The sequence below is a fragment of the Rhizobium sp. YTUHZ044 genome, assembly GCF_051123975.1.
Classification (GTDB): Bacteria; Pseudomonadota; Alphaproteobacteria; order Rhizobiales; family Rhizobiaceae; genus Rhizobium.
The window spans coordinates 1-22,370 of the sequence record NZ_CP101426.1 but is presented as its reverse complement, the minus strand read 5'-3'; the positions used below and the strand labels follow the sequence as shown (position 1 = coordinate 22,370).

The window sequence follows — 22,370 nt, the reverse complement described above, 5'->3', positions numbered from 1 at the left end:
GAGAAGAGGATCTCCGTCAGAGCGAGAGGCGCCAGAAAACTGCGCTTGCAATTTTTCCGCTTCGGGTGTCAGAGTCCGCCCCATGGTATCGAAGCGACTCTCACGGCTCGAAGGCCACCGCCGCAAATTCATGGCGGTGATCGACGGAACACCCGAATGCCAGCGCGCCGTTCATTATGCCGGCCGGCGCGCGAAGAATTCCAATGGCGGCCTGGTGCTGCTCTATGTGATCCCCAACGGCGATTTCCAGCAATGGCTCGGCGTCGAGGAGATCATGCGGGCCGAGGCGCGCGAGGAAGCCGAGGCAACCGTTGCCAAGATCGCCCAGATCGTGCGCGAGACGATCGGCATCGAGCCTGAGGTCGTCATCCGTGAAGGCAGTGCCGCCGAGCAGATCAACGCCGTGATCGAGGAAGACCGCGATGTGGCGATCCTCGTTCTTGCCGCCGGCTCGGCAAAAGAAGGTCCGGGACCGCTTGTTTCGTCGGTCGCCGGACGCGCGGCGGCGTTTCCGATCCCCGTTACCGTCCTGCCGGATACGCTGACCAACGAGGAAATCGACGCCCTCTGCTGAGCCTATTTCTTGAGTGCAAGTCTCTTGATTAGATCAGGCAATGGGCTTATCTTCTTTTGAAGAATTCTAAAGACGGCCGAGGTCTCGAGCCTGTCACATGGAGAGCCAGATGTTCATTCAGACCGAAGCCACGCCGAACCCCGCCACACAGAAGTTCCTGCCAGGCAAGGTCGTCATGGAAAACGGCACCGCCGAATTCCGCAGCGCCGAAGAGGCTGAAGCCTCGCCGCTCGCCGCCCGACTGTTCGATATTCCCGGTGTGACCGGTGTCTATTTCGGCTATGATTTCATTTCCGTCTCCAAGGACAACGCCGAATGGCAGCATCTTAAGCCGGCTATCCTTGGCTCGATCATGGAGCATTTCATGTCCGGCAAGCCGGTCATGGGGGATGCTTCCATCCTTTCCGAGGATGCCGATGCCGGCGACGAGTTCTTTGATGAAGCCGATGAATCGATCGTGCTGACCATCAAGGAGCTTCTGGAGACCCGCGTGCGCCCGGCCGTCGCCCAGGACGGCGGCGACATCACCTTCCGCGGCTTCAAGGACGGCAAGGTCTATCTGAACATGAAAGGCTCCTGCTCCGGCTGCCCGTCTTCGACGGCGACGCTGAAGCACGGCGTCCAGAACCTGCTGCGCCATTTCGTTCCCGAAGTGCAGGAAGTGATTGCCGCTTAAGAATTTCGAATTCGCTCCGGCCGTTCATCTCAGGTTCGGCCGGACGGTTTATGGTTAGGCGACAAACAGTTTATTCGGAAATTGATGGCATGATCGTTCTGGCGCTCGACACGGCAGGTGTGGATTGCGCTGCCGCCATTTATGACAGCGGCAGGAATACGGTGCTGGGGGAGGCATCGGACATGATCGGCAAGGGGCATGCTGAACATCTGATCGGTATCGTCGATCGCGTGCTGGATCAGGCGGGAGTGACACTTTCTCAGATCAACCGCGTTGCCGTCACGATCGGCCCCGGCTCCTTTACCGGTATCCGCGTCGGCGTTGCCGCAGCCCGCGGTTTTGCGCTTTCCCTCAATGTGCCCGTCGTCGGCGTCACCACGCTCGAGGTGATGGCCGCCGCCCAGCGTGAGAAGACGCCCGGCCGCGCCGTGCTGGCGGCGATGGACGCCAAGCGGGACGAAATCTATCTCCAGTCCTTCGCAGCCGATGGTTCCCCGCTCGATCAGCCGCGGGCGGCAAGCGTCGCCGAGGCCCAGGCTTTAGCGGCCGGCTTCGACGGTGAAATCACCGGTTCGGCAACGCCGCTCCTGAAGGCCAGCGCCGGTGGCGATCACCCCAACGTCTTTCCGATTTCGATTGTCGCGCGTCTGGGGGCTGCCGCCCCTGCCGATGCCGGAAAGCCCAAGCCCCTTTATCTGCGCGGACCGGATGCCAAGCCGCAGGCCGGATATGCGATTGCGCGACGAGTGTGACCATGCTGGAAGCCTATCTGACGCTGAAGCCGGAATTTGAAATCATCGCCATGGAGCGCGAGGATTGCCGCGACGTCGCCGTCCTGCATGGCGAGCGTTTCGCCCGGCCCTGGGGCGACGGCGAATTCCACAGCCTGCTGTCGCAGGAGACTGTTTTCGGCTTCGTCGCGCGCCAGACCAATGCCATCCTGAAAAAGCCGCTTCCCGGCTTTATCCTTGCCCGCCAAGTCGCCGGCGAGGCCGAGATCCTGACGATTGCCGTGCAGGCGAAGGTCGCCCGTGCCGGGCTGGGCTGGCGGCTGATGCAGGCGGCGATGCGCGAGGCGCGGGCGCGTGGCGGCGAGAGCATGTTTCTCGAGGTCGACAGCGGCAATACGGCGGCGCTCGGCCTATACCGCAAGCTCGGCTTTGAAAAGGTCGGCGAGCGCCAGGGCTACTACAAGCAGGAAAACGGCGCCCGTTCCACGGCGCTTGTCATGAAGCGCGTTCTTCGATAGTTCCCTGCAGAGCATGACATGCGGACCGGCGCAAACGCCGTGCAGGCATTGTGGAAACGCGATTATTTTTGAAGGCGGGCCATGACCGACGTAGCCAAGACCCTCGAGGAGCTTTGCGCCGAACGTGGCATGCGCATGACCGAGCAGCGCCGCGTGATCGCGCGCATCCTCGAAGAGTCGGAAGACCATCCTGACGTCGAAGAGCTTTACCGCCGTTCCGTGAAGGTCGATGCGAAGATCTCGATCTCCACGGTCTATCGCACCGTCAAATTGTTCGAGGATGCCGGCATCATCGCCCGCCACGACTTCCGCGACGGGCGCTCGCGCTACGAAACGGTGCCGGAAGAGCATCATGACCACCTGATCGACCTGAAGACCGGCACGGTCATCGAATTCCGTTCGCCTGAGATCGAGGCGCTGCAGGAGCGCATCGCCCGCGAGCACGGCTTCCAGCTGGTCGACCACCGCCTGGAGCTCTACGGCATTCCGTTGAAGAAGGAAGATCTCTGAAGCGATGGCAGCCCGGGAGTGCCGCATTTGATTGCCTGGCTGCGCATTGCCTTCGCTGCGGTCGTCATCCTTGCCGTCAGCATCGTGCTCATGCCGCTGCAGGTCTTGGCCCTGCGTTTCGACTGGCGGCTGCGCCGTAGTCTTCCGCGCGTCTGGCACCGTATCATCTGTTATTGTCTCGGCCTCCGCGTCCGGGTGACAGGCAGGCTGGAAGACCGCCGACCGCTGATGCTCTGCTCCAATCATTCGTCCTGGCTCGACATCATGGTGATGTCGGCCGTCGCCGACGTCGCCTTCATCGCCAAGATCGAAGTCGCCGATTGGCCGATCTTCGGCACCCTCGCCAAGCTGCAGAAGAGCGTGTTCGTCGTGCGCGAGGAAAGGCGCAAGACCGGCCATCAGGCAAATGAAATCGCCGGGCGCATGGCCGACGGCGAGATTGTCGTGCTCTTCCCCGAGGGGACGACCTCGGACGGCAACCGGTTGCTGGAGGTCAAGTCGTCGCTGTTCGGCGCTGCCGCGATGGCGGTGCCTTATTCGCCGACGGGAACCGTCGTGGTGCAGCCGGTGGCCGTTGCTTATACCAGAGTGCACGGCGTTCCGATGGGACGCTACCACCGGCCGCTTGCCGCCTGGCCGGGGGATATCGAGCTCCTGCCGCATCTGATCGACATTCTCAGATGCGGCGCCATCGACGCGGAAGTTTCCTTCGGCGAGGCGGTGGAATACCGCGCCGACAGCAATCGCAAGGAGGTAAGCGCGACGATCGCCTCGCGCATCCGCAGCCTTCTCAACACAAGCCTGCGCGGTCGCGATATCGGCTAAGCCGAGAGGTCTCTTTTCTCGGGCGGCAAAAACCACTAAATAGCGCGCCATGACACAGGATAACGCCCTTCTTCAGGCCCCGGAGGTTTCTCTCCGCGACGGCAGCAACAGCCGCAAGGTCTTCATCAAGACCTATGGCTGCCAGATGAACGTCTATGATTCCACGCGCATGAGCGATGCGCTTGCCCGCGACGGCTACGAACCGACCGAAGACATGGAACAGGCGGATCTCGTTCTGCTCAACACCTGTCATATAAGAGAGAAGGCGGCGGAGAAGGTCTATTCGGCGCTCGGGCGGCTGCGCGAGATGAAAAAGAAAAAGGCCGCCGACGGCCGGGAGATGATGATCGGCGTTGCCGGCTGCGTCGCCCAGGCCGAAGGCGAAGAGATTCTGCGCCGCGCCCCCGCCGTCGATGTCGTCATCGGGCCGCAGACCTATCACCGCCTGCCGGAGGCGCTGCGCCGGGCCAAAGAGGGCCAGCGCGTCGTCGATACGGAATATGCGATCGAGGACAAGTTCGAGCACCTGCCTCTCGCCGAGAGCCGCAAGATCCGCGCCCGCGGCGTCACCGCCTTCCTGACGGTGCAGGAGGGCTGCGACAAGTTCTGCACCTTCTGCGTCGTGCCCTATACGCGCGGCTCGGAAGTGTCGCGGCCGGTTTCGCAGATCGTCGAGGAGGCCGAAAAGCTCGTCGAAGCCGGAGTGCGCGAAATCACCCTGCTCGGCCAGAACGTCAACGCCTGGCATGGCGCCGGACCGCGCGGCGAGGCGTGGAGCCTCGGCGACCTCCTCTACCGCCTTGCCGAGATCCCCGCCCTGGCGCGGCTGCGTTACACCACAAGCCATCCGCGCGACATGGACGACCGGCTGATCGAGGCGCATCGCGACCTCAGGGCGCTGATGCCCTACCTGCACCTGCCGGTGCAATCGGGCTCCGACCGGATCCTGAAGGCGATGAACCGGCGTCATACGGCGGCAGAATATCTCAGTCTGATCGAGCGCATCCGCGCCGTGCGCCCGGACATCGCGCTGTCGGGCGATTTCATCACCGGTTTTCCGGGGGAGACAGACAAGGATTTTGCGGATACACTCAGACTTGTGGAGGAGGTGCGCTATGCGCAGGCCTTCTCGTTCAAATACTCGACTCGGCCGGGCACACCCGGCGCGGAACTGAAGGACCAGGTGCCGGAAGAGATCAAGGCAGAACGGCTGGAACGCCTGCAAGCGCTTCTTTTGAAGCAGCAGCAGGAGTTTGCCGAATCCTGCATCGGCAAGGAGATCGATCTGCTGCTCGAAAAACCCGGCCGCATGCCGGGCCAGCTGATCGGACGTTCTCCCTGGCTTCAATCCGTGAATGTTGATGCAAAAGCATCGCAAATCGGTGACATTATCAAAGTGCGAATCACCGGAACCGGAACGAACAGCCTGTTTGCCGAACGCGCAGAGGCTGCGGTCTAACCCAAGGAGCCCGACCGCTTGAACGGACAAGAATTGGTTTCTTCTTCACCGCGCCACCCCCGCACGCCGAGCGACACCAATCACTTCGTCCTGACGTTCGAGAACAATCGGTTCGCCAGCGAACTCTTCGGCCAGTTCGACCAGAACCTCAAGCTGCTCGAGGAGCGGCTGAACATCGATGCGCGGGCGCGCGGCAATTCCGTCGTCATATCGGGCGATGTCGTGACCACCAATCAGGCACGGCGCACGCTCGATTATCTCTATGAAAAGCTTCAGAAAGGCGGCAGCGTGGAACGATCCGACGTCGAGGGCGCAATCCGCATGGCGGTCGCCGCCGACGATCAGCTCAGCCTTCCCACCATGGAGCGCAAGGCCAAGCTGACAATGGCGCAGATTTCGACGCGCAAGAAGACGATCATCGCCCGCACGCCGACGCAGGACGCCTATATCAGGGCGCTGGAGCGCGCCGAACTCGTCTTCGGCGTCGGCCCGGCCGGCACCGGCAAGACATATCTCGCCGTTGCCCATGCCGCCCAGATGCTCGAGCGCGGCGCGGTCGAAAAGATCATCCTGTCGCGCCCGGCCGTCGAGGCCGGGGAGCGCCTCGGCTTCCTGCCAGGCGACATGAAGGAAAAGGTCGATCCCTATCTTCGCCCGCTCTATGATGCGCTCTACGACATGATCCCGGCCGACAAGGTCGATCGGGCGATCACCGCCGGCGTCATTGAAATCGCCCCGCTCGCCTTCATGCGCGGCCGCACGCTCGCCAACGCCGCCATCATCCTCGACGAAGCGCAGAATACGACATCGATGCAGATGAAGATGTTCCTGACGCGTCTCGGCGAAAATGCCCGCATGATCGTCACCGGCGACCCGAGCCAGATCGACCTGCCGCGGGGCGTCAAATCCGGCCTCGTCGAGGCCCTGGAGCTGCTGAACGGCGTCGAGGGCATCTCGATCGTGCGCTTCAAGGACACCGACGTCGTGCGCCATCCGCTGGTCGGCCGCATCGTCAGAGCCTATGACGCCACCTATCTTGTCGAAGCCGAAGACGTCGGTCGGCAGGACTGATGGCCGAACTCGATATCCAGATCAGCATCGAGGACATCGGCTGGCCCGGCGAGGAAACGCTGCTGGTTTTTTGCGAGCGCGTGCTCGGGGCCGCCGCGGTCTATCTCAGCGACAATGAGAAGCAGCCCTTTCCGAAGATGCCGCCGGAAGTTTCGCTGGTCTTTACCGACGATGCCTCGATCCAGGACATCAATGCCGAATGGCGCGGCAAGGACAAGCCGACCAATGTCCTCTCCTTCCCGGCCTTTCCGGTTGAGCGCGGCAAGATGCCCGGGCCGATGCTCGGCGACATCATCATCGCCCGGGAGACGGTGGAGCGGGAAGCCCAGGAACTCGACAAGAGCTTCGACGACCACCTGACCCATCTTCTGGTGCACGGTTTCTTGCATCTTCTCGGCTACGACCATATGAATAATGCCGAAGCCGAAATTATGGAGGGGCTGGAGACTCGCATTTTGGCGCAGCTCGGCCTATCTGATCCCTACGAGGGTCAAGACCTTAAAATGGAACCATGAGCGACTTTACGACGAAGCCGGCGACAGACGCCAAGGACTCCGAATCATCATCTTCTTCGGATGAGGTAGGCAGTAGTAGTCGGCCATCCGGCCGATCCCAATCCTTCTGGTCGCGCGCCGCCCGCATTCTCCGCCCGCAGCAGGGCTCGCGACTGCGCGAGGATCTTGCCGACGCGCTGATGACCGATGCGGCCGGCGACGACGCTTTTTCGCCCGACGAACGGGCGATGCTGCACAATATCCTGCGCTTTCGCGAGGTGCGCGTCGCCGACGTGATGGTGCCGCGCGCCGATATCGAGGCGGTGGACCAAAATATCACCATCGGCGAACTGATGATCCTTTTCGAGGAATCCGGCCGCTCGCGCATGCCTGTTTATGCCGATACGCTCGACGACCCGCGCGGCATGGTGCATATCCGCGACCTGCTCTCCTATGTCGCCAAGCAGGCGCGCAACAAGCGCCGCGGCCCGGCAAAGCCGGCAGCTGCAGCGCCGGCGATCGACGTCGCGCCGGAGAACATCCAGAAGCCGCCGCGCTCGACCAAGCCGAATTTCGATCTTGCCCGGGTCGACCTGCAGAAGACGCTGGCCGAGGCCGGCATCATCCGCAAGATCCTGTTCGTGCCGCCGTCGATGCTGGCCTCCGACCTGCTGCGCCGGATGCAGGTGAACCGTACGCAAATGGCGCTCGTCATCGACGAGTATGGCGGCACCGACGGGCTCGCCTCCCATGAGGACATCGTCGAAATGGTGGTCGGCGACATCGACGACGAACATGACGACGAAGAGGTGATGTTTAAGCGCGTTGCCGAAGACGTTTTCGTCGCCGACGCCCGTGTCGAACTGGAAGAGATCGCCGAAGCGATCGGACCGGATTTCGACATCAGCGAACAGGTCGACGAAGTCGACACGCTGGGCGGGCTGATCTTCTCCGCGCTCGGCCGCATCCCCGTTCGCGGCGAAGTGGTCCAGGCTCTGCCGAACTTCGAATTCCATATTCTCGACGCCGATCCGCGCCGCATCAAGCGGCTGCGCATCACCCGCAAGCGCCACGCGATCCGCCGCCGCGCCAAGGAGGCTGGCGACATCACGCCGGGATCCGAGACCGGCGACGACCGGCCGGCCGAATCGACCACCAACTAGGCATCGGTACGAAAGTCGGAATCGCCTTTCGGGCCGACGCGGAAACAGGACAAAGAGCCGCTTTTTTGAAAGACTGCGAATGGGTTGATTCGCGGTTTGATGGGAGTGCGCATGGAGCGGCTTGCGGACAGGGTTATCCTCGTCTGGGGGTTAAAACGGTCGTTGCTGGCCGTCGCCGCTGGAGCATTCGCCGCTCTGGCGCTGCCGCCTTTCGGTTTTTTCGCGGCGATGTTTCTCTCCTTCACGCTGCTCGTCTGGCTGCTCGACGGGGCGGCGGCTTCTCCTGAAAGCGGCCTGATCGGCAGGCTATGGCCGGCCTTTGCCGTCGGCTGGCTGTTCGGCTTCGGCTATTTCGTCGCCGGCCTTTGGTGGATCGGCCATGCCTTGCTGGTCGATTCGGCGGAATTTGCCTGGGCACTGCCCCTGGCAGTCCTCGGACTGCCGGCCGGCCTTGCGGTCTTCTACGGGCTGGCGACTGCACTTGCCCGGATCGTCTGGTCCGACGGCATGGGACGGATCGCCGCGCTGGCGGCCGGCTTCGGCCTGATGGAATGGCTTCGAAGCATGATCCTCACCGGCTTTCCCTGGAATGCCATCGGCTACGGCCTGATGCCCGTTCCGCTGATGATGCAGTCGGCGCATGTGATCGGTGCGATGGGGGTGACTGCACTTGCCGTCTTCGTCTTTTCCGCCCCGGCGCTGATCGGAACGCGACAGGGCGCGAAGTCGGGAATTGCGCTCGCCGCCCTGCTGTTTGCCGCCCACCTCGGTTACGGCGCCTATGCCGTCCATCTGGCGCCGCGGCCGCAGCCCTTGCCCGAGGACAAGCGTCCGGTGGTGCGGCTGGTGCAGCCGGCCATCGACCAGGCGGCGAAGATGGACAACGACGCCGACCGCAATGCGATCTTCGAGACCCATCTGAAGCTTTCCGCCGAAGCGCCCAGGAATGGCGGCCGCAAACCCAACATTATCGTCTGGCCGGAAACCTCGATCCCCTTCATCCTCACCGACAACCAGGATGCGCTGACGCGGATCGCCGATACGCTCGACGACGACCAGGTTCTGATCGCCGGCGCGGTGCGCGCCGAGGAGATGGGGCCTGGCACACCGGTGCGCTACTACAATTCCATCTATGTGATCGACGGCCGCGGCCAGATCATCGCCGCCTCCGACAAGGTGCATCTCGTGCCTTTCGGCGAATATCTGCCCTTCGAGGACATCCTCACCGAACTCGGCATCCAGAACGTCGTCGAGATACCGGGCGGCTTTTCGGCCGCCGCAAGCCGGCACCTGCTGGCGTTGCCCGGCGGTCTCAATCTCTACCCGCTGATCTGCTACGAGATCATCTTTCCGGGCGAAATGACCGGCGACATCGTGGATGCCAACGCGCTCCTCAACCTCACCAACGATGCCTGGTTCGGCATCACGCCCGGGCCCTACCAGCATTTCCAGCAGGCGCGTGTTCGAGCAATCGAGACAGGCCTGCCGCTGATTCGCGACGCCAACAACGGCATTTCGGCAATCGTGAACGCGCATGGGGAAATCATCGCGGGCCTCGATCTTGGTGAGACTGGCTTCATTGATGCAACTGTTGATGGGCTCGGCAATGGGTTCGGAACCACATACCCCCGTGAGACATACTTCTGGTTGACCGAAGCACTGTTGATGTTGATTGCGCTAATTTCACGCGGAAGTTTTATTTTGAGGTTGAATTGACCAAAAACCCCTAAAATTGCATAGTGGTGTCAATCGGCGTTCTTAACGTATGTTTGTCGGCGGGTTCCCGCCGCTTACAACGTGGCGTTTTGGGATGGATCAGGGGCATGCCGGTTGGAAACAGAAATTCGTAGCTAGGGCACGACCATGATTGAAAATAAGAAGAAGCCGAATCCGATCGACATCCATGTTGGCAGCCGCATTCGCCTTCGCCGAACGATGTTGGGCATGAGCCAGGAAAAGCTTGGCGAAAGCCTCGGCATCACCTTCCAGCAGATCCAGAAATATGAAAAGGGCACCAACCGTGTCGGCGCAAGCCGTCTGCAGAACATCTCGAGCATCCTCAATGTTCCGGTCTCCTTCTTCTTCGAAGATGCGCCCGGCGAACATGCCGGCGCCGTTGGCGGCATGGCCGAAGCCTCCAGCTCGAATTACGTCGTAGACTTCCTCTCCTCCTCGGAGGGCCTGCAGCTCAACCGCGCCTTCGTCAAGATTTCCGATCCCAAGGTTCGCCGGAAGGTCGTGGAACTGGTCAAGGCGCTCGCTGCCGAAGCTGACGCTGACTGATCCAGCTCTCATTGCAAAATGGAAAGGCGGTCGAAAGGCCGCTTTTTTTATGTTTTTGGGGCAAAATTTGTCACTTCGCCGCGGATATAAAGATATATTTATGTCCTTGTGCGCTTGTCATCGGCGCTCGAACTGAGTACCTACTAGCTGGCTTTTATTCTTTGAGGGGAATCCCGGAATGCGCGCGAATTATCTCTTTACCAGCGAATCTGTTGCCGAAGGTCATCCGGACAAAGTGTGTGACCGCATCTCCGACGAGATCGTCGACCTGGTCTACCGCGAAGCGGCCAAGACCGGCGTCAATCCGTGGGGCGTGCGCATTGCCTGCGAAACGCTGGCAACAACCAATCGCGTCGTTATTGCCGGCGAGGTCCGCCTGCCACCGAGCCTGATGAAGAAGGACAAGGACGGCAAGGACGTCATCAATCCCTCGAAGTTCAAGGCCGCCGCCCGCCGCGCCATCAAGGATATCGGCTACGAGCAGGACGGCTTCCACTGGAAGAAGGCAAAGATCGACGTGCTGCTGCACTCTCAGTCGGCCGACATCGCCCAGGGCGTCGACAGCGCCGCCGACCAGCAGGGCGACGAGGGCGCCGGCGACCAGGGCATCATGTTCGGTTACGCCTGCAAGGAAACGCCGGACCTGATGCCGGCCCCGATCTATTATTCCCACAGGATTCTGCGGCTGCTTGCAGCCGCCCGCAAGAAGGGTGACGGCGAAGTCGCCAAGCTCGGCCCCGACGCCAAGAGCCAGGTGACCGTGCGTTACGTCGACGGCAAGCCGTCGGAAGTGACCTCGATCGTGCTTTCGACCCAGCATCTCGACGAGAGCTGGGATTCCAAGAAGGTTCGCGCGGTCGTCGAACCCTATATCCGCGAAGCACTCGGCGAACTGAAGATCGCCGAGGATTGCAAGTGGTACATCAACCCGACCGGCAAGTTCGTCATCGGCGGACCGGACGGCGATGCAGGCCTCACCGGCCGCAAGATCATCGTTGACACCTATGGCGGTGCGGCTCCGCATGGCGGCGGCGCATTCTCCGGCAAGGACACGACCAAGGTCGACCGTTCGGCTGCCTATGCCGCCCGCTACCTCGCCAAGAACGTCGTCGCCGCCGGCCTTGCCGACCGCTGCACGATCCAACTCTCCTACGCCATCGGCGTCGCGCAGCCGCTGTCGATCTATGTCGACCTGCACGGCACCGGCAAGGGTGTGTCGGAAGACCAGGTCGAAGCGGCGATCCGTCAGAATATGGACCTCTCGCCATCGGGCATCCGCCGTCACCTCGACCTCAACAAGCCAATCTACGCCAAGACCTCGGCCTACGGCCATTTCGGCCGCAAGGCCGGCCGTGACGGCTCGTTCTCCTGGGAGCGCACCGACCTCGTCAAGGCGCTCAAGGAAGCCGTCAAGACCAAGGCTGCTGCATGACGGATATGGAGCGCCGGGGACGGGCGACCGAAGCCTTTTTCGGTCGCCGCAAGGGAAAGGCCCTGCGCGAACAGCAGGCGGAAACGCTGAACAGCCTGCTCCCGGCATTCCTCATCGATCTCTCGGCGGCTCCCCCGGAGCCGCTGACATCCCTCTTCCCGATCCCGGTCACGACATTGCGGCTGGAAATCGGTTTCGGCGGCGGCGAACATCTGATTCATCGGGCGCTCGAAAGACCTTCGACCGGTTTCATCGGCGTCGAACCCTTCGTCAATTCGATGCAGAAGCTTTTGTCGCGCATCGGCGAAACCGGTGCCTCCAATATCCGCGTCTATAATGACGATGCAACGCAACTGCTCGACTGGCTGCCGGATGGCACGCTCGACAAGATTGATCTGCTCTATCCCGACCCATGGCCGAAGCGGAAGCACTGGAAGCGCCGCTTCGTCTCGAAGACCAATCTCGACCGCTTTCATCGCGTGCTGAAGCCCGGCGGCCTTTTCTGCTTCGCCTCCGACATCGACACCTATGTGAACTGGACGCTGATCAAATGCCGCGACCATGGCGGCTTCGACTGGATGGCGGAAAACGCGGCGGATTGGCTGACCCCCTATGAGGGCTGGCCGAGCACGCGCTACGAGACGAAAGCGCGCCGCGAGGGCCGTTCCTCGGCCTATCTGACATTCAGGAAGATCTGACTTCAGCGAACACTGCGCTGGAAGCAATTGAAGGCCATGTAGTGCCGTGCGGCACCAACGACGATTAGTTCCGAAGCAGTATGGCTTTCAAATGCATGATGGCATTTGGTTTTTCAGAGGCACTGATGGCGTTTGACGGTCAGTGCAGACTGACCGTCTTCAATTCGTCTTCGGCCGCCTTGAAGAAGGTGCTGGAGCGGTTGTCCGTCAGAAGGATGGGCGTGCCGTCGGCGCCGAAGAGTGCCCAGAGATCGACGTTCGGATCGATATCCGGCGCCTCTGGGAAGCACTTGGCGACCTCTTCAGTGCGCATCTTTCTGATATAGGCGACCTCGCCGTTGCCGATGTGGGCAAGCTCGGATTTGGTCAAGCGAGACGTGGCTTCTTTCATCAACATTCCTGTTCCTCCGGGAGAAGGGACCAACGGTTCGACAAACCGTTGTGCTACTGTGAAACCGAAATGTTAATTTTCTTGACCATGCGGGCGGGTTCGGGACGAATTAGATCGACGGAGAGCAGACCGTTCTTGAGGCCGGCGCCAAGCACCTGCATGCCGTCGGCCAGCACGAAGGTGCGCTGAAACTGGCGGGCGGCGATGCCGCGATAGAGATAGTCCCGCTCGCCCTGCTCCAGCTGGCGGCCGCGGATCACAAGCTGGTTCTCCTCGGTGGAGACATCAAGCTCCTCCTCGCTGAAACCGGCAACCGCAAGGGTGATGCGCAGACGTTCGGGGGCGCCGCTGTCGGCGGCGATGCGTTCGATATTGTAAGGCGGGTATCCGTCGCTCGCCTTGGAAATGCGCTCCAGCGTCTTTTCCATGGCGTCGAAGCCCAGAAGCAAAGGGCTGGCGAAAGGCGTAATGCGGCTCATCTCTTTTCAAGTCCTTGATGCAAGCGACCATCCCGGACCTCAAGCGCAGCATCCGGATGCCGCTAATATGGGGGCATGATTACGGCGCTGCAAGGCGCGCACGACCCTCCCCAATTTAAACATCTGTCAATTTTCGAATGGCCGCGGCCGCCTCCTTGCTTGACAAAGGACCTGCTGCCTCGCATCAAAACATGCCCGCGCGTAATGTGCCGATTTGTGACGGGAAATGAAGAGATGGTGTCTGCCGGGACAACCGGCATGGCGGAAACGGGACGAGTGGAATGGCAAGCGCGAGAAAGATCATCATCGACACGGATCCCGGCCAGGATGACGCGGCCGCCATCATGCTGGCTTTCGGCAGCCGCGATGAGCTCGAGGTGCTGGGGATCACGACGGTCGCTGGCAACGTGCCGCTGTCATTCACCAGCCGCAACGCGCGCATCGTCTGCGAGCTCTGCAGCCGCACGGATGTAAAGATTTTCGCCGGAGCCGATAGGCCGATCGCCCGCAAGCTGGTGACGGCAGAGCATGTGCATGGCAAGACCGGGCTCGACGGCCCTGATCTGCCCGAACCGACGATGGCGCTGCAGCCCGGCCACTCCGTCGATTTCATCATCGAGACGCTGCGCCGCGAGCCGGAGGGCACAGTGACGCTCTGCACGCTCGGGCCGCTCACCAATATCGGCATGGCCTTCCAGAGGGCGCCCGACATCGTTGCCCGCGTTCGCGAGCTGGTGATGATGGGCGGTGGCTTTTTCGAGGGCGGCAACATTACACCGGCCGCCGAATTCAACATTTATGTCGACCCCGAAGCCGCCGACATCGTTTTCCGCTCCGGCGTCCCGATCGTGATGATGCCGCTCGACGTGACGCACCAGCTGCTGACCCGCAAGGACCGGGTCAAGCGCATGGCCGAGATCGGCACGGCGCCGGCAAAGGCCATGGTCGAAATGCTGGAATTCTTCGAACGCTTCGATATCGAGAAATACGGTTCCGACGGCGGGCCGCTGCACGACCCGACGGTTGTCGCCTATCTGCTGAAACCAGAGCTTTTCCAGGGCCGGGACTGCAATGTCGAAATCGAGGTCCAGTCCGAACTCACCGTCGGGATGACCGTCGTCGACTGGTGGCATGTGACCGACCGCAAGCGCAATGCCAAGGTCATGCGCCATGTCGATGCGGACGGCTTCTTCGATCTGCTGATCGAACGCTTCGCCCGCATCTGATTTTTATCTCCTTCTCCGAGCCGGAGAGGGAAACCGAGCTCAGGCGTCCTTCTCGTCGAAGACGGAATTGATCTCGGCCTCGACCGGCTTCGGGCCACCCTTGGCGACGCCGACCATGGCCGGGCGCAGGACGCGTTCGCCGATGGTGAAGCCGGCCTGCACGACCTGGACGACGGTATTGTTCGGCACTTCGGAGTTCGGCACTTCGAACATCGCCTGATGGAAATTCGGATCGAATTTCTGGCCAACCGGCTCCAGCTTGCGAACGCCGTGGCGCTCCAGCGCCGCGAGCATCGCGCGCTCGGTCATCTCCACACCTTCGATCAGCGTGGTGAGGCCGGCATCGGCCGTGGCCTTGGTCTCCGGAGAGATGGCGTCCAGTGCCCGGCGCAAATTGTCCGAGACGGCGAGCATGTCCCGGGCGAAACCGGCGACGGAATAGGATTTTGCATCCTTGACCTCGCGCTCGGTGCGGCGGCGCAGATTATCCATCTCGGCGGCAAGGCGCAGATAGCGGTCACGCAGCTCGGCATTCTCGGCCTTCAGGAGGTCGATCGGATCCGGCTGGTTTGCCTCCTCCTGCCCGGCAGTGGCTGTTTCGACGTTGACGGCAGCGTCGGCTGCGGCGTTGGCCGCAGTTGCGTCAGGTCCGTTTTTCGTCGTTTCATCGGTCATGACGGTCTCCGGTTGGTATTTTCAGATGCGCCCGATATCGAGGTTTGACCGGAAAAAATCAAGTCTGCGTGACGAAGAAGCGAAAATTCCGCGGCTTCGCCAGTGATGACATCAAAGCGGATTGCGCGACAGGCGGGAGACGAGCTGGGCGGTATAATCCACCATCGGCACGATACGGGAATAATTGAGCCGCGTCGGGCCGATGACACCGACGGCGCCGACAATCCGGTCGTCCTCGTCGCGATAGGGCGCGACGATGAGCGACGAGCCGGACAGCGAGAAGAGCTTGTTTTCCGAACCGATGAAGATCCGAACGCCCGAACCACTTTCGGCCAGGTTAAGAAGCTCGATCAGGCTATCCTTCTTTTCGAGATCATCGAACAGCATGCGCAGCCGGTCGAGATCTTCGGCGCCGGCGAGGCCTTCGAGCAGATTGGCGCGGCCACGGATGATCAGCTGGGCGGGCTTTCCCTCGTCCGGGCTGCCGGCCCAGACGGCGATGCCGCGCTCGACAAGATCGCGCGAGAGCGCATCGAGTTCGTGACGGACATCATCCTTCAGACGGCTTAATTGTTTGCGCAGCTCCGGCAGCGTCTGGCCGGACATGTGGGCGTTGAGGAAATTCGCCGCCTCCGTCAATTGCGACGAGGTGATGCCTGCCGGCAGTTCGATGATGCGGTTTTCCACCTGATCGTGATCGCCGACGAGTACGGCGAGCGCCTTTGTCGGCTCAAGCCGGATGAACTCGACATGTTTCAACACCGGATCGCTTTTCGAGGTGATGACGAGGCCGGCCCCGCGCGAGATGCCGGAAAGCATGCGACTCGCCTCGTTCATCATCGATTCTACCGGATTGCCGCCGCTTTCGGCCCGCACCTGGCGATCGATGCTGGCACGCTCCTCGGCGGAGAGATCGCCGATCTGCATGAAGGCATCGACGAAGAAGCGCAGCCCGATCTGGGTCGGCAGCCGGCCGGCGCTGACATGCGGGGAATAGATGAGACCGAGCTCTTCGAGATCGCTCATGACGTTGCGCACCGAGGCCGGCGACAGCGACATCGGCAGCAGGCGCGACAGATTGCGCGAGCCGAGCGGCTCGCCGCTTTCAAGATACCCTTCGACGATGCGGCGGAAAATTTCCCTGGAGCGTTCGTCCAGTGCAGCAACGGCATCCGAAACCGACGTCGACCTGATGCCCATGAACCTTTTCAAACCCACGCTGATGATGCTCCCGAAAATATAGTCAAACTCGCACCCGTGGCAAAAGGGAATTTGCAAATGGGCGCCGCCAATCGTAGAAGCGGTCAACAACTCCAGGAGATGAGAATGCGGCCTTCAGGCAGAAAAACCGACCAGATGCGCAAGGTCTCGTTCGAGCGCAATTTTTCCAAGCATGCGGAAGGCTCGTGCCTGGTGAAATTCGGCGATACGCACGTGCTTTGCACCGCGAGCCTCGAGGAAAAGACGCCGCCATGGCTGCGCAACACCGGCAAGGGCTGGGTCACGGCCGAATACGGCATGCTGCCGCGGGCAACCGGCGAGCGCATGAAGCGCGAGGCCGCCGCCGGCAAGCAGGGCGGCCGCACGCAGGAAATCCAACGGCTGATCGGCCGGTCGCTGCGCGCCGTCGTCGATCTGCAGGCGCTCGGCGAAAAGCAGATCACGCTCGATTGCGACGTCATCCAGGCCGACGGCGGCACACGGACGGCCTCGATCACCGGCGGCTGGATCGCGCTCTACGACTGCCTGAAATGGATGGAAAGCCGCAACATGATCAAGGTCGACCGGGTCCTGAAGGACCACGTCGCCGCCATCTCCTGCGGCGTTTTCGCCAGCCAACCGGTCATCGACCTCGATTATCTCGAGGATTCCTCGGCCGAGACCGACGCAAATTTCGTCATGACCGGCGCCGGCGGCATCGTCGAAATCCAGGGCACGGCCGAAGGCACGCCGTTCAGCGAAGAGGAATTCAGTTCGCTGATGCGGCTTGCCAAGAACGGCATCGGCGAACTCGTCGCCCTGCAGAAAGAGGCGATTGCGGGATGAACCCCATGCTGGAAGGCATGTTGGAAACGGCGCTCTATGCGCGCGATCTCGATCAGGCCGAGACGTTCTACGAAGACGTTCTCGGGCTTGAAAAGATCACCCGCGCCGGCAATCGGCATGTCTTCTTCCGCTGTGGGCCTGGCGTTCTCCTGATCTTCAACCCCGAGGAAACGATAAAGCCACCGGCACCCGACGCACTGCAGGTGCCGCCGCACGGCATGACCGGGCAAGGCCATGCCTGTTTCCGGGTGTCCGGTCGCAATATCGATGCGATGGCCGAACAGCTGATGGCGGCTGACGTCGCGATCGAATCCGAGGTGCACTGGCCAAACGGCGGCCGCTCGATCTATTTCCGCGACCCTGCCGGCAACAGCCTGGAATGCGCGGAGGCAAAAATCTGGGGCATCGAACAGGATATCTGAATGCGCAAGCTCGAAACCAAAACCATCGTCGTCGCCAGCCACAATGCCGGCAAGATCCGCGAGATCCAGGAACTGATCGGACCGCTCGGCTTCACCGCCAAGTCTGCGGCCGAACTGAATTTCGTCGAACCTGACGAGACCGGCACGAGCTTCGAGGAGAATGCGACGATCAAGGCGGTCGCTTCAGCCAATGCCGCGGGCATGCCGGCGCTTTCGGATGATTCCGGCCTGGTGGTCGACGCGCTCGGCGGCGATCCCGGCGTCTACACCGCCAACTGGGCGGAGACGGCAGACGGCACGCGCGACTTCGACATGGCGATGGCCAAGGTGGAAAAGGCGCTGCAGGATGCGGGCGCCACGACGCCGGAACAGCGCGGGGCGCGTTTCGTCAGCGTACTTTGCCTGGCTTGGCCGGACGGGCACACGGAGCTTTTCCGCGGCGAGGTCGAAGGCAACGTCGTCTGGCCGCCGCGGGGCACCCAGGGCTTCGGCTATGATCCGGTTTTCCAGCCCGAGGGTTACGACGTTACCTTCGGCGAAATGAGCGGCGAGGAGAAACACGGCTGGAACGTCGGCAAGCCACAGGCGCTGTCGCACCGGGCCCGTGCCTTCAAACTTTTCGTCGAAACCTGCCTGGAGGCATAAGGTCTGTTCGTGGGCAATTTCGATACGCCAAGCCTCTCGCGCGACGCCGCGCTGCTGCCCGATACCGGCGAGCCCGGCTTCGGCGTCTATGTGCATTGGCCCTTCTGCGCGGCGAAGTGTCCCTATTGCGACTTCAACAGCCATGTACGCCATCAGCCGGTGGACCAGGAGCGCTTTGCATCAGCCTTTTTGAAGGAGATGGCGGCGGTCCGGGCAATGAGCGGTCCGAAGACGGTGACGAGCATCTTTCTCGGCGGCGGCACACCGTCGCTGATGAAGCCGGAGACGGTCAATGCCATTCTTGACGGCATCGCACGGCACTGGCATGTGCCCGCCGGCATCGAAATCACCATGGAGGCCAATCCGTCGAGCGTCGAGGCCGAGCGGTTTCGCGGCTACCGGGCTGCCGGCGTCAACCGCGTCTCGCTCGGCGTGCAGGCGTTGAACGACCGGGATCTGAAATTCCTCGGCCGGCTGCATGACGTCGCCGACGCGCTGAAGGCGATCCAGCTGGCGCGCGAGATCTTCCCGCGCATGTCCTTCGACCTCATCTATGCCCGGCCGGAGCAGACGGTCGAGGAATGGGAGAAGGAACTGAAGGAAGCGATCTCCTATGCAGTCGACCATCTGTCGCTCTATCAGCTGACCATCGAGGAAGGCACACCCTTCTTTGGCCTGCACAAATCGGGCAAGCTGATCGTGCCGGACGGCGAGCAATCGGCCCTGCTCTACGAGGCGACGCAGGAGATCACGGCGCGTGAAGGCATGCCCGCCTACGAGGTCTCCAATCATGCCCGGCCGGGCGCCGAAAGCCGCCATAACCTGACCTACTGGCGTTACGGCGACTATGCCGGCATCGGTCCGGGCGCACACGGCCGGCTGACGCGTGGGCATGAGAAGCTTGCGACGGCGACCGAGCGCAAGCCGGAAGCCTGGCTCGAGATGGTCGAGCGCGACGGCCACGGCATTCTCGACCAGGAACGGCTCGGTTTCGAGGAACAGTCGGACGAGTTGCTGCTGATGGGACTGCGGCTCCGGGAAGGCGTCGATCTCGCCCGCTGGCAGCAGCTTTCGGGCCGTGAGCTCGACCCGAAACGAGAGGAATTCCTGCTCGAACATAAATTCGTCGAGCGGATCGGCAATTCGCGCCTGCGCTGCACTCCATCGGGCATGCTGATCCTCGATTCCGTCGTCGCTGATCTCGCCTGCTGACATCCAACGAGGTTGATCCGGGCGCGGCAGCGACATCGCCGTCCGCGCCGGAAAACAAGTCTCAGCCGTGGCTGGTCGCGCCCGCCTTGAACAGGCTGCCGGTCGGCGTCTTCAGGAACATCTCGAGCGGAATGTGTTCCTGGTGCAGGAAGCCGGTCGCCGGCAGCAGGCCGTCGCGGACCATTTCTATGACGGCGACGACGGAGGCCGACGTCGTCCAGGCAATCGCCGTGCGGCGGGCGCCGGCAATTTCGATCGGGTAATAGGCGCGCACGAATTCCTTGCGGCGCAGGTTGCCGTTCTCCGTGCCTTCCGCGGCGACATGGACATAGACGACATCGTCTTCAACAGGCGGCTTGGCATTGGTCAGGATTTCGCCGGCGAGCCTGCGCTTGTCGCGCATCAAGAGCTCATGGAAGAAGAAGTTCATCAGCTCCATGTGCCCGGGATAACGCATGGTCTTGTAGTCGAGATTGTCGACCTTATCGAGCATGGTGTCGCACATGGTGCCGAGGCCGCCCGATGTCGTGAAGGCTTCGAGCTTGACGCCGCCGACATAGATGGTCTCGTGCCACTCCATCGGCGAGACGAGCTTGCGCACGCCGCCTTCGATGACCTCACAGTCGTTCAGATATTCGTTGACGACGCCTTCCGGCGACCAGTTGAAGGCATAGCCGAGGAGACCCGTCGGATGCTGCGGCAGGGCGCCGACGCGCATGCGGATCGATCGGCAGCGATCGAAGCCATCGGCGAGGCTTGCCCCGACGACGCCGACGAAACCGGGCGCCAGGCCGCATTGCGGCGCCATCAGTCCGCGGGCGGTCTTCGACAGCTCGATGATGAAATTGGTGGTCGGGACATCTTCGGTCAGATCGAAGTAATGGACGCCGGCAAAATGGGCGGCACGGGCCAGCTCAATGTTCAGATGATAGGGCAGGCAGGACAGCACCGCCTCGACATTCGAGAGCAGTTCGCCGATCAGCTGCGGATCGGATACGTCGCCTGCGCGGCATCTGAAGGGCACCTCGCCCGGGGGCAGCTGCGCATCGACACCGATAACCTCGAAGCCGCCTTCATGCAAAAGCGTTGCCGCCAGCCGCCCGACCTTGCCCAGGCCGAGAACGGCGATCTTTTCGAAACTCATTCATTCCCTCCCATGCGCCCTTTCGGCGCTCGTTCTCGAATGCGGGAGGTATAGAATAAAAACCCTATAAAGGAAAACGGCTGGAATCGCTTCCAGCCGTCAAATTTCCCGACAGGTCCGCCGGTTATTCGTTGATCAGCCGCTTCAGCAGCTCGATTTCGTGCGAAAGCTTGGTGTCACCGGATATCAGCTCCTCGATCTTGCGCACGGCGTGCAGCACGGTCGTGTGATCGCGCCCGCCGAAGCGGCGGCCGATTTCCGGAAAGGAGCGCGGCGTCAGCGTCTTCGACAGATACATGGCAATCTGGCGCGGCTTGACGATGACGCGGGTGCGGCGATTGGAGACCAGTTCCTGGCGCGAGACGTTGTAGTGCCTGGCGACGATGCGCTGAATATCCTCGATCCGCACGCGGCGCGGTTCGCCCGAACCGACGAGATGGGCGAGCAATTCGTCGACGCGCTCGATCGACAGGTTCGGTTCGAAGGAGCGGCGGAAGATCAGTTGGTTGAAGGCGCCTTCGAGTTCGCGGCCGCTGGCCGTGATGTTGCGGGCGACGTGCTGAAGCAGATCTGCCGGAATTTCGAGCGACGGATCCTCGAGACGGGCCGCGGCCAGACGCCGCTTGAGGATTTCGAGGCGCATTTCGTAATCCGGCGCGTCGAGTTCGATGGCAACGCCGCCCTGCAGGCGTGAGCGGACGCGCGGATCGAGAGACTCCAGCTCCCATGGCGCGCGGTCGGCGGCGACGACGACCTGCTTGGCGCTGTCGAGCAGCATATTCAGGAGGTGGCAGAATTCATGCTGGATCATCTTGCCCTGCAGGAACTGCATGTCGTCGATGATCAGGAGATCGATGTTGCGCAATGAATCCTTCAGCGTCAGCGCGTCGTTGTCGCGGATCGCCGTGGCGAAGCGCCACATGAAATATTCGGCCGTCAGATAGACGACGCGCAGGGCTCGCGGGTTCTGCACCGCCGCATTGGCGATCGCCTGCAGCAGATGGGTCTTGCCGAGCCCGACCGTCGAATGGACGAAGAGCGGATTGAAACGTACGGCGCCGGAGCCAACTTCCGCGATCGTCTTGGCAGCCGCAAGCGCGACGCGGTTCGAGCTGCCTTCCACGAAGGTATCGAAGGTGAAACGGCTGTCGAGCGGCGAACCGAACAGCGGCGTACCGAGGCTTGCGGGCCTTGCGGCGGCAACGGCCGAAACCGCCTGCTGGACGGCCTGACCGGCCGGCTGGGCGCTTGGCGGACGGCGCATCTGCGCGGGAGCAGCCGGCTCGGGCTGGACCACCTCGTCGACGGCCTTCATGCCGCTGCGGGTTGCCGTGCGCACCAGGATTTCGATCTTCAGGATTTCCGGGTCTTCGGCCTGAAACAGACCGGTAATGAGATCGAGATAACGATTGTTGATCCACGACTTCAGGAAGGTCGTGGGAACCGAAAGGCGAACAACGCTCTTTGATACCGAATGCAGCTTCAGCCTGGCGAACCAGCTGGCATAGACGTCAGGACCGACCTGGGCCTTCAAGCGCGCGCTGACACGCTCAAACAAAATGCTCTGCTTCATTTCCGCCTTTGCTTCCCCCACTTCCTGGCGAATGGAGCCGAACGCCTGCGGTGCCGCATCCCCGTTGTCGAGCCCGCCCGCCGTCATCGTATTTATCTGCATAATGCCGCCTTTCAATTCCAC

At 62.0% G+C, this 22,370-nt stretch carries 25 protein-coding genes; 19 read left to right on the top strand and 6 right to left on the bottom strand.

Annotation, left to right across the window (positions count from 1 at the left end):
* Positions 1-82: 82 nt before the first annotated feature.
* The 14 genes from NL154_RS00125 to trmB all read left to right on the top strand — a co-directional run bounded on the left by NL154_RS00125 (position 83) and on the right by trmB (position 12,434).
* The gene (locus NL154_RS00125; RefSeq protein ID WP_011423764.1) at positions 83-574 is read left to right on the top strand and encodes a universal stress protein; all 492 of its coding nucleotides are present in this window, start codon (positions 83-85) and stop codon (positions 572-574) included.
* Positions 575-683: 109 nt separating this feature from the next.
* Positions 684-1,250 (top strand): NifU family protein, encoded by a 567-nt coding sequence (locus NL154_RS00120; protein WP_210629445.1) that lies wholly within the window; start codon positions 684-686, stop codon positions 1,248-1,250.
* Positions 1,251-1,339: 89 nt separating this feature from the next.
* The gene (tsaB, locus tag NL154_RS00115; protein WP_210629446.1) at positions 1,340-2,002 is read left to right on the top strand and encodes a tRNA (adenosine(37)-N6)-threonylcarbamoyltransferase complex dimerization subunit type 1 TsaB; all 663 of its coding nucleotides are present in this window, start codon (positions 1,340-1,342) and stop codon (positions 2,000-2,002) included.
* Between the two features lie 2 nt (positions 2,003-2,004).
* Complete coding sequence (locus NL154_RS00110) at positions 2,005-2,499, top strand: GNAT family N-acetyltransferase (protein ID WP_210629447.1); 495 nt, start codon at positions 2,005-2,007, stop codon at positions 2,497-2,499.
* A gap of 81 nt (positions 2,500-2,580) precedes the next feature.
* Complete coding sequence (locus tag NL154_RS00105; protein WP_085776722.1) at positions 2,581-3,009, top strand: Fur family transcriptional regulator; 429 nt, start codon at positions 2,581-2,583, stop codon at positions 3,007-3,009.
* Positions 3,010-3,036: 27 nt separating this feature from the next.
* Positions 3,037-3,834, top strand: coding sequence for a lysophospholipid acyltransferase family protein (locus NL154_RS00100; protein ID WP_434734127.1), 798 nt, complete (start codon positions 3,037-3,039; stop codon positions 3,832-3,834).
* Positions 3,835-3,883: 49 nt separating this feature from the next.
* Positions 3,884-5,293, top strand: a complete 1,410-nt coding sequence (gene miaB, locus NL154_RS00095) for a tRNA (N6-isopentenyl adenosine(37)-C2)-methylthiotransferase MiaB (protein ID WP_434733397.1) — start codon at positions 3,884-3,886, stop codon at positions 5,291-5,293.
* Between the two features lie 18 nt (positions 5,294-5,311).
* Positions 5,312-6,364, top strand: a complete 1,053-nt coding sequence (locus NL154_RS00090) for a PhoH family protein (protein WP_064707756.1) — start codon at positions 5,312-5,314, stop codon at positions 6,362-6,364.
* A complete protein-coding gene (ybeY, locus tag NL154_RS00085) occupies positions 6,364-6,879 on the top strand; it encodes an rRNA maturation RNase YbeY (protein WP_210629450.1) in 516 nt (171 codons plus the stop codon). The genes NL154_RS00090 and ybeY overlap by 1 nt, the downstream gene beginning before the upstream one ends.
* A complete protein-coding gene (locus NL154_RS00080; protein ID WP_210629451.1) occupies positions 6,876-8,021 on the top strand; it encodes a hemolysin family protein in 1,146 nt (381 codons plus the stop codon). The genes ybeY and NL154_RS00080 overlap by 4 nt, the downstream gene beginning before the upstream one ends.
* A 111-nt stretch (positions 8,022-8,132) precedes the next feature.
* Positions 8,133-9,737, top strand: coding sequence for an apolipoprotein N-acyltransferase (gene lnt, locus NL154_RS00075; RefSeq protein WP_434733396.1), 1,605 nt, complete (start codon positions 8,133-8,135; stop codon positions 9,735-9,737).
* Positions 9,738-9,884: 147 nt separating this feature from the next.
* Positions 9,885-10,304, top strand: a complete 420-nt coding sequence (locus tag NL154_RS00070; RefSeq protein WP_064707753.1) for a helix-turn-helix domain-containing protein — start codon at positions 9,885-9,887, stop codon at positions 10,302-10,304.
* 178 nt (positions 10,305-10,482) lie between these two features.
* Positions 10,483-11,736 carry a methionine adenosyltransferase gene (gene metK, locus NL154_RS00065; protein ID WP_434733395.1) on the top strand — a complete coding sequence of 418 codons (1,254 nt, stop codon included), beginning with the start codon at positions 10,483-10,485 and terminating at the stop codon, positions 11,734-11,736.
* Positions 11,733-12,434, top strand: a complete 702-nt coding sequence (trmB, locus tag NL154_RS00060) for a tRNA (guanine(46)-N(7))-methyltransferase TrmB (RefSeq protein WP_210629454.1) — start codon at positions 11,733-11,735, stop codon at positions 12,432-12,434. The genes metK and trmB overlap by 4 nt, the downstream gene beginning before the upstream one ends.
* A 139-nt stretch (positions 12,435-12,573) precedes the next feature.
* Here the strand turns inward: trmB and NL154_RS00055 are convergent, their stop codons facing one another.
* Together NL154_RS00055 and NL154_RS00050 are read right to left on the bottom strand one after the other, a co-directional pair.
* Positions 12,574-12,831: a DUF1150 family protein gene (locus tag NL154_RS00055; protein WP_088684489.1), complete on the bottom strand. Its 258-nt coding sequence runs from the start codon at positions 12,829-12,831 to the stop codon at positions 12,574-12,576.
* A gap of 47 nt (positions 12,832-12,878) precedes the next feature.
* Positions 12,879-13,304 (bottom strand): Hsp20 family protein, encoded by a 426-nt coding sequence (locus NL154_RS00050; protein ID WP_210629455.1) that lies wholly within the window; start codon positions 13,302-13,304, stop codon positions 12,879-12,881.
* Positions 13,305-13,585: 281 nt separating this feature from the next.
* Here NL154_RS00050 and NL154_RS00045 point away from each other — a divergent pair, with 281 nt between their 5' ends.
* Positions 13,586-14,530, top strand: coding sequence for a nucleoside hydrolase (locus NL154_RS00045; RefSeq protein ID WP_434733394.1), 945 nt, complete (start codon positions 13,586-13,588; stop codon positions 14,528-14,530).
* Between the two features lie 39 nt (positions 14,531-14,569).
* Here the strand turns inward: NL154_RS00045 and grpE are convergent, their stop codons facing one another.
* Entirely contained in the window at positions 14,570-15,205 is a 636-nt protein-coding gene (grpE, locus tag NL154_RS00040) for a nucleotide exchange factor GrpE (RefSeq protein WP_434733393.1), read from the bottom strand.
* 111 nt (positions 15,206-15,316) lie between these two features.
* Positions 15,317-16,405, bottom strand: coding sequence for a heat-inducible transcriptional repressor HrcA (gene hrcA / locus NL154_RS00035; RefSeq protein ID WP_210629458.1), 1,089 nt, complete (start codon positions 16,403-16,405; stop codon positions 15,317-15,319).
* 126 nt (positions 16,406-16,531) lie between these two features.
* Here hrcA and rph point away from each other — a divergent pair, with 126 nt between their 5' ends.
* The 4 genes from rph to hemW are packed head-to-tail and all read left to right on the top strand — an operon-like array spanning position 16,532 to position 19,530.
* On the top strand, positions 16,532-17,251 hold the full coding sequence (gene rph / locus NL154_RS00030; RefSeq protein WP_064809389.1) for a ribonuclease PH: 720 nt from the start codon (positions 16,532-16,534) through the stop codon (positions 17,249-17,251).
* Positions 17,248-17,673, top strand: a complete 426-nt coding sequence (locus tag NL154_RS00025; protein ID WP_221145803.1) for a VOC family protein — start codon at positions 17,248-17,250, stop codon at positions 17,671-17,673. Before rph ends, NL154_RS00025 begins: the two co-directional genes overlap by 4 nt.
* The gene (gene rdgB, locus NL154_RS00020) at positions 17,674-18,318 is read left to right on the top strand and encodes an RdgB/HAM1 family non-canonical purine NTP pyrophosphatase (RefSeq protein ID WP_210629460.1); all 645 of its coding nucleotides are present in this window, start codon (positions 17,674-17,676) and stop codon (positions 18,316-18,318) included. It begins immediately after the preceding gene.
* A 9-nt stretch (positions 18,319-18,327) separates the two neighbouring features.
* Complete coding sequence (hemW, locus tag NL154_RS00015) at positions 18,328-19,530, top strand: radical SAM family heme chaperone HemW (RefSeq protein WP_434733392.1); 1,203 nt, start codon at positions 18,328-18,330, stop codon at positions 19,528-19,530.
* Positions 19,531-19,591: 61 nt separating this feature from the next.
* Here hemW and NL154_RS00010 read toward each other — a convergent pair whose 3' ends face one another.
* Positions 19,592-20,674 (bottom strand): saccharopine dehydrogenase family protein, encoded by a 1,083-nt coding sequence (locus NL154_RS00010; protein WP_210629462.1) that lies wholly within the window; start codon positions 20,672-20,674, stop codon positions 19,592-19,594.
* 124 nt (positions 20,675-20,798) lie between these two features.
* Positions 20,799-22,349, bottom strand: a complete 1,551-nt coding sequence (gene dnaA / locus NL154_RS00005; protein ID WP_434734126.1) for a chromosomal replication initiator protein DnaA — start codon at positions 22,347-22,349, stop codon at positions 20,799-20,801.
* Positions 22,350-22,370: the final 21 nt, after the last annotated feature.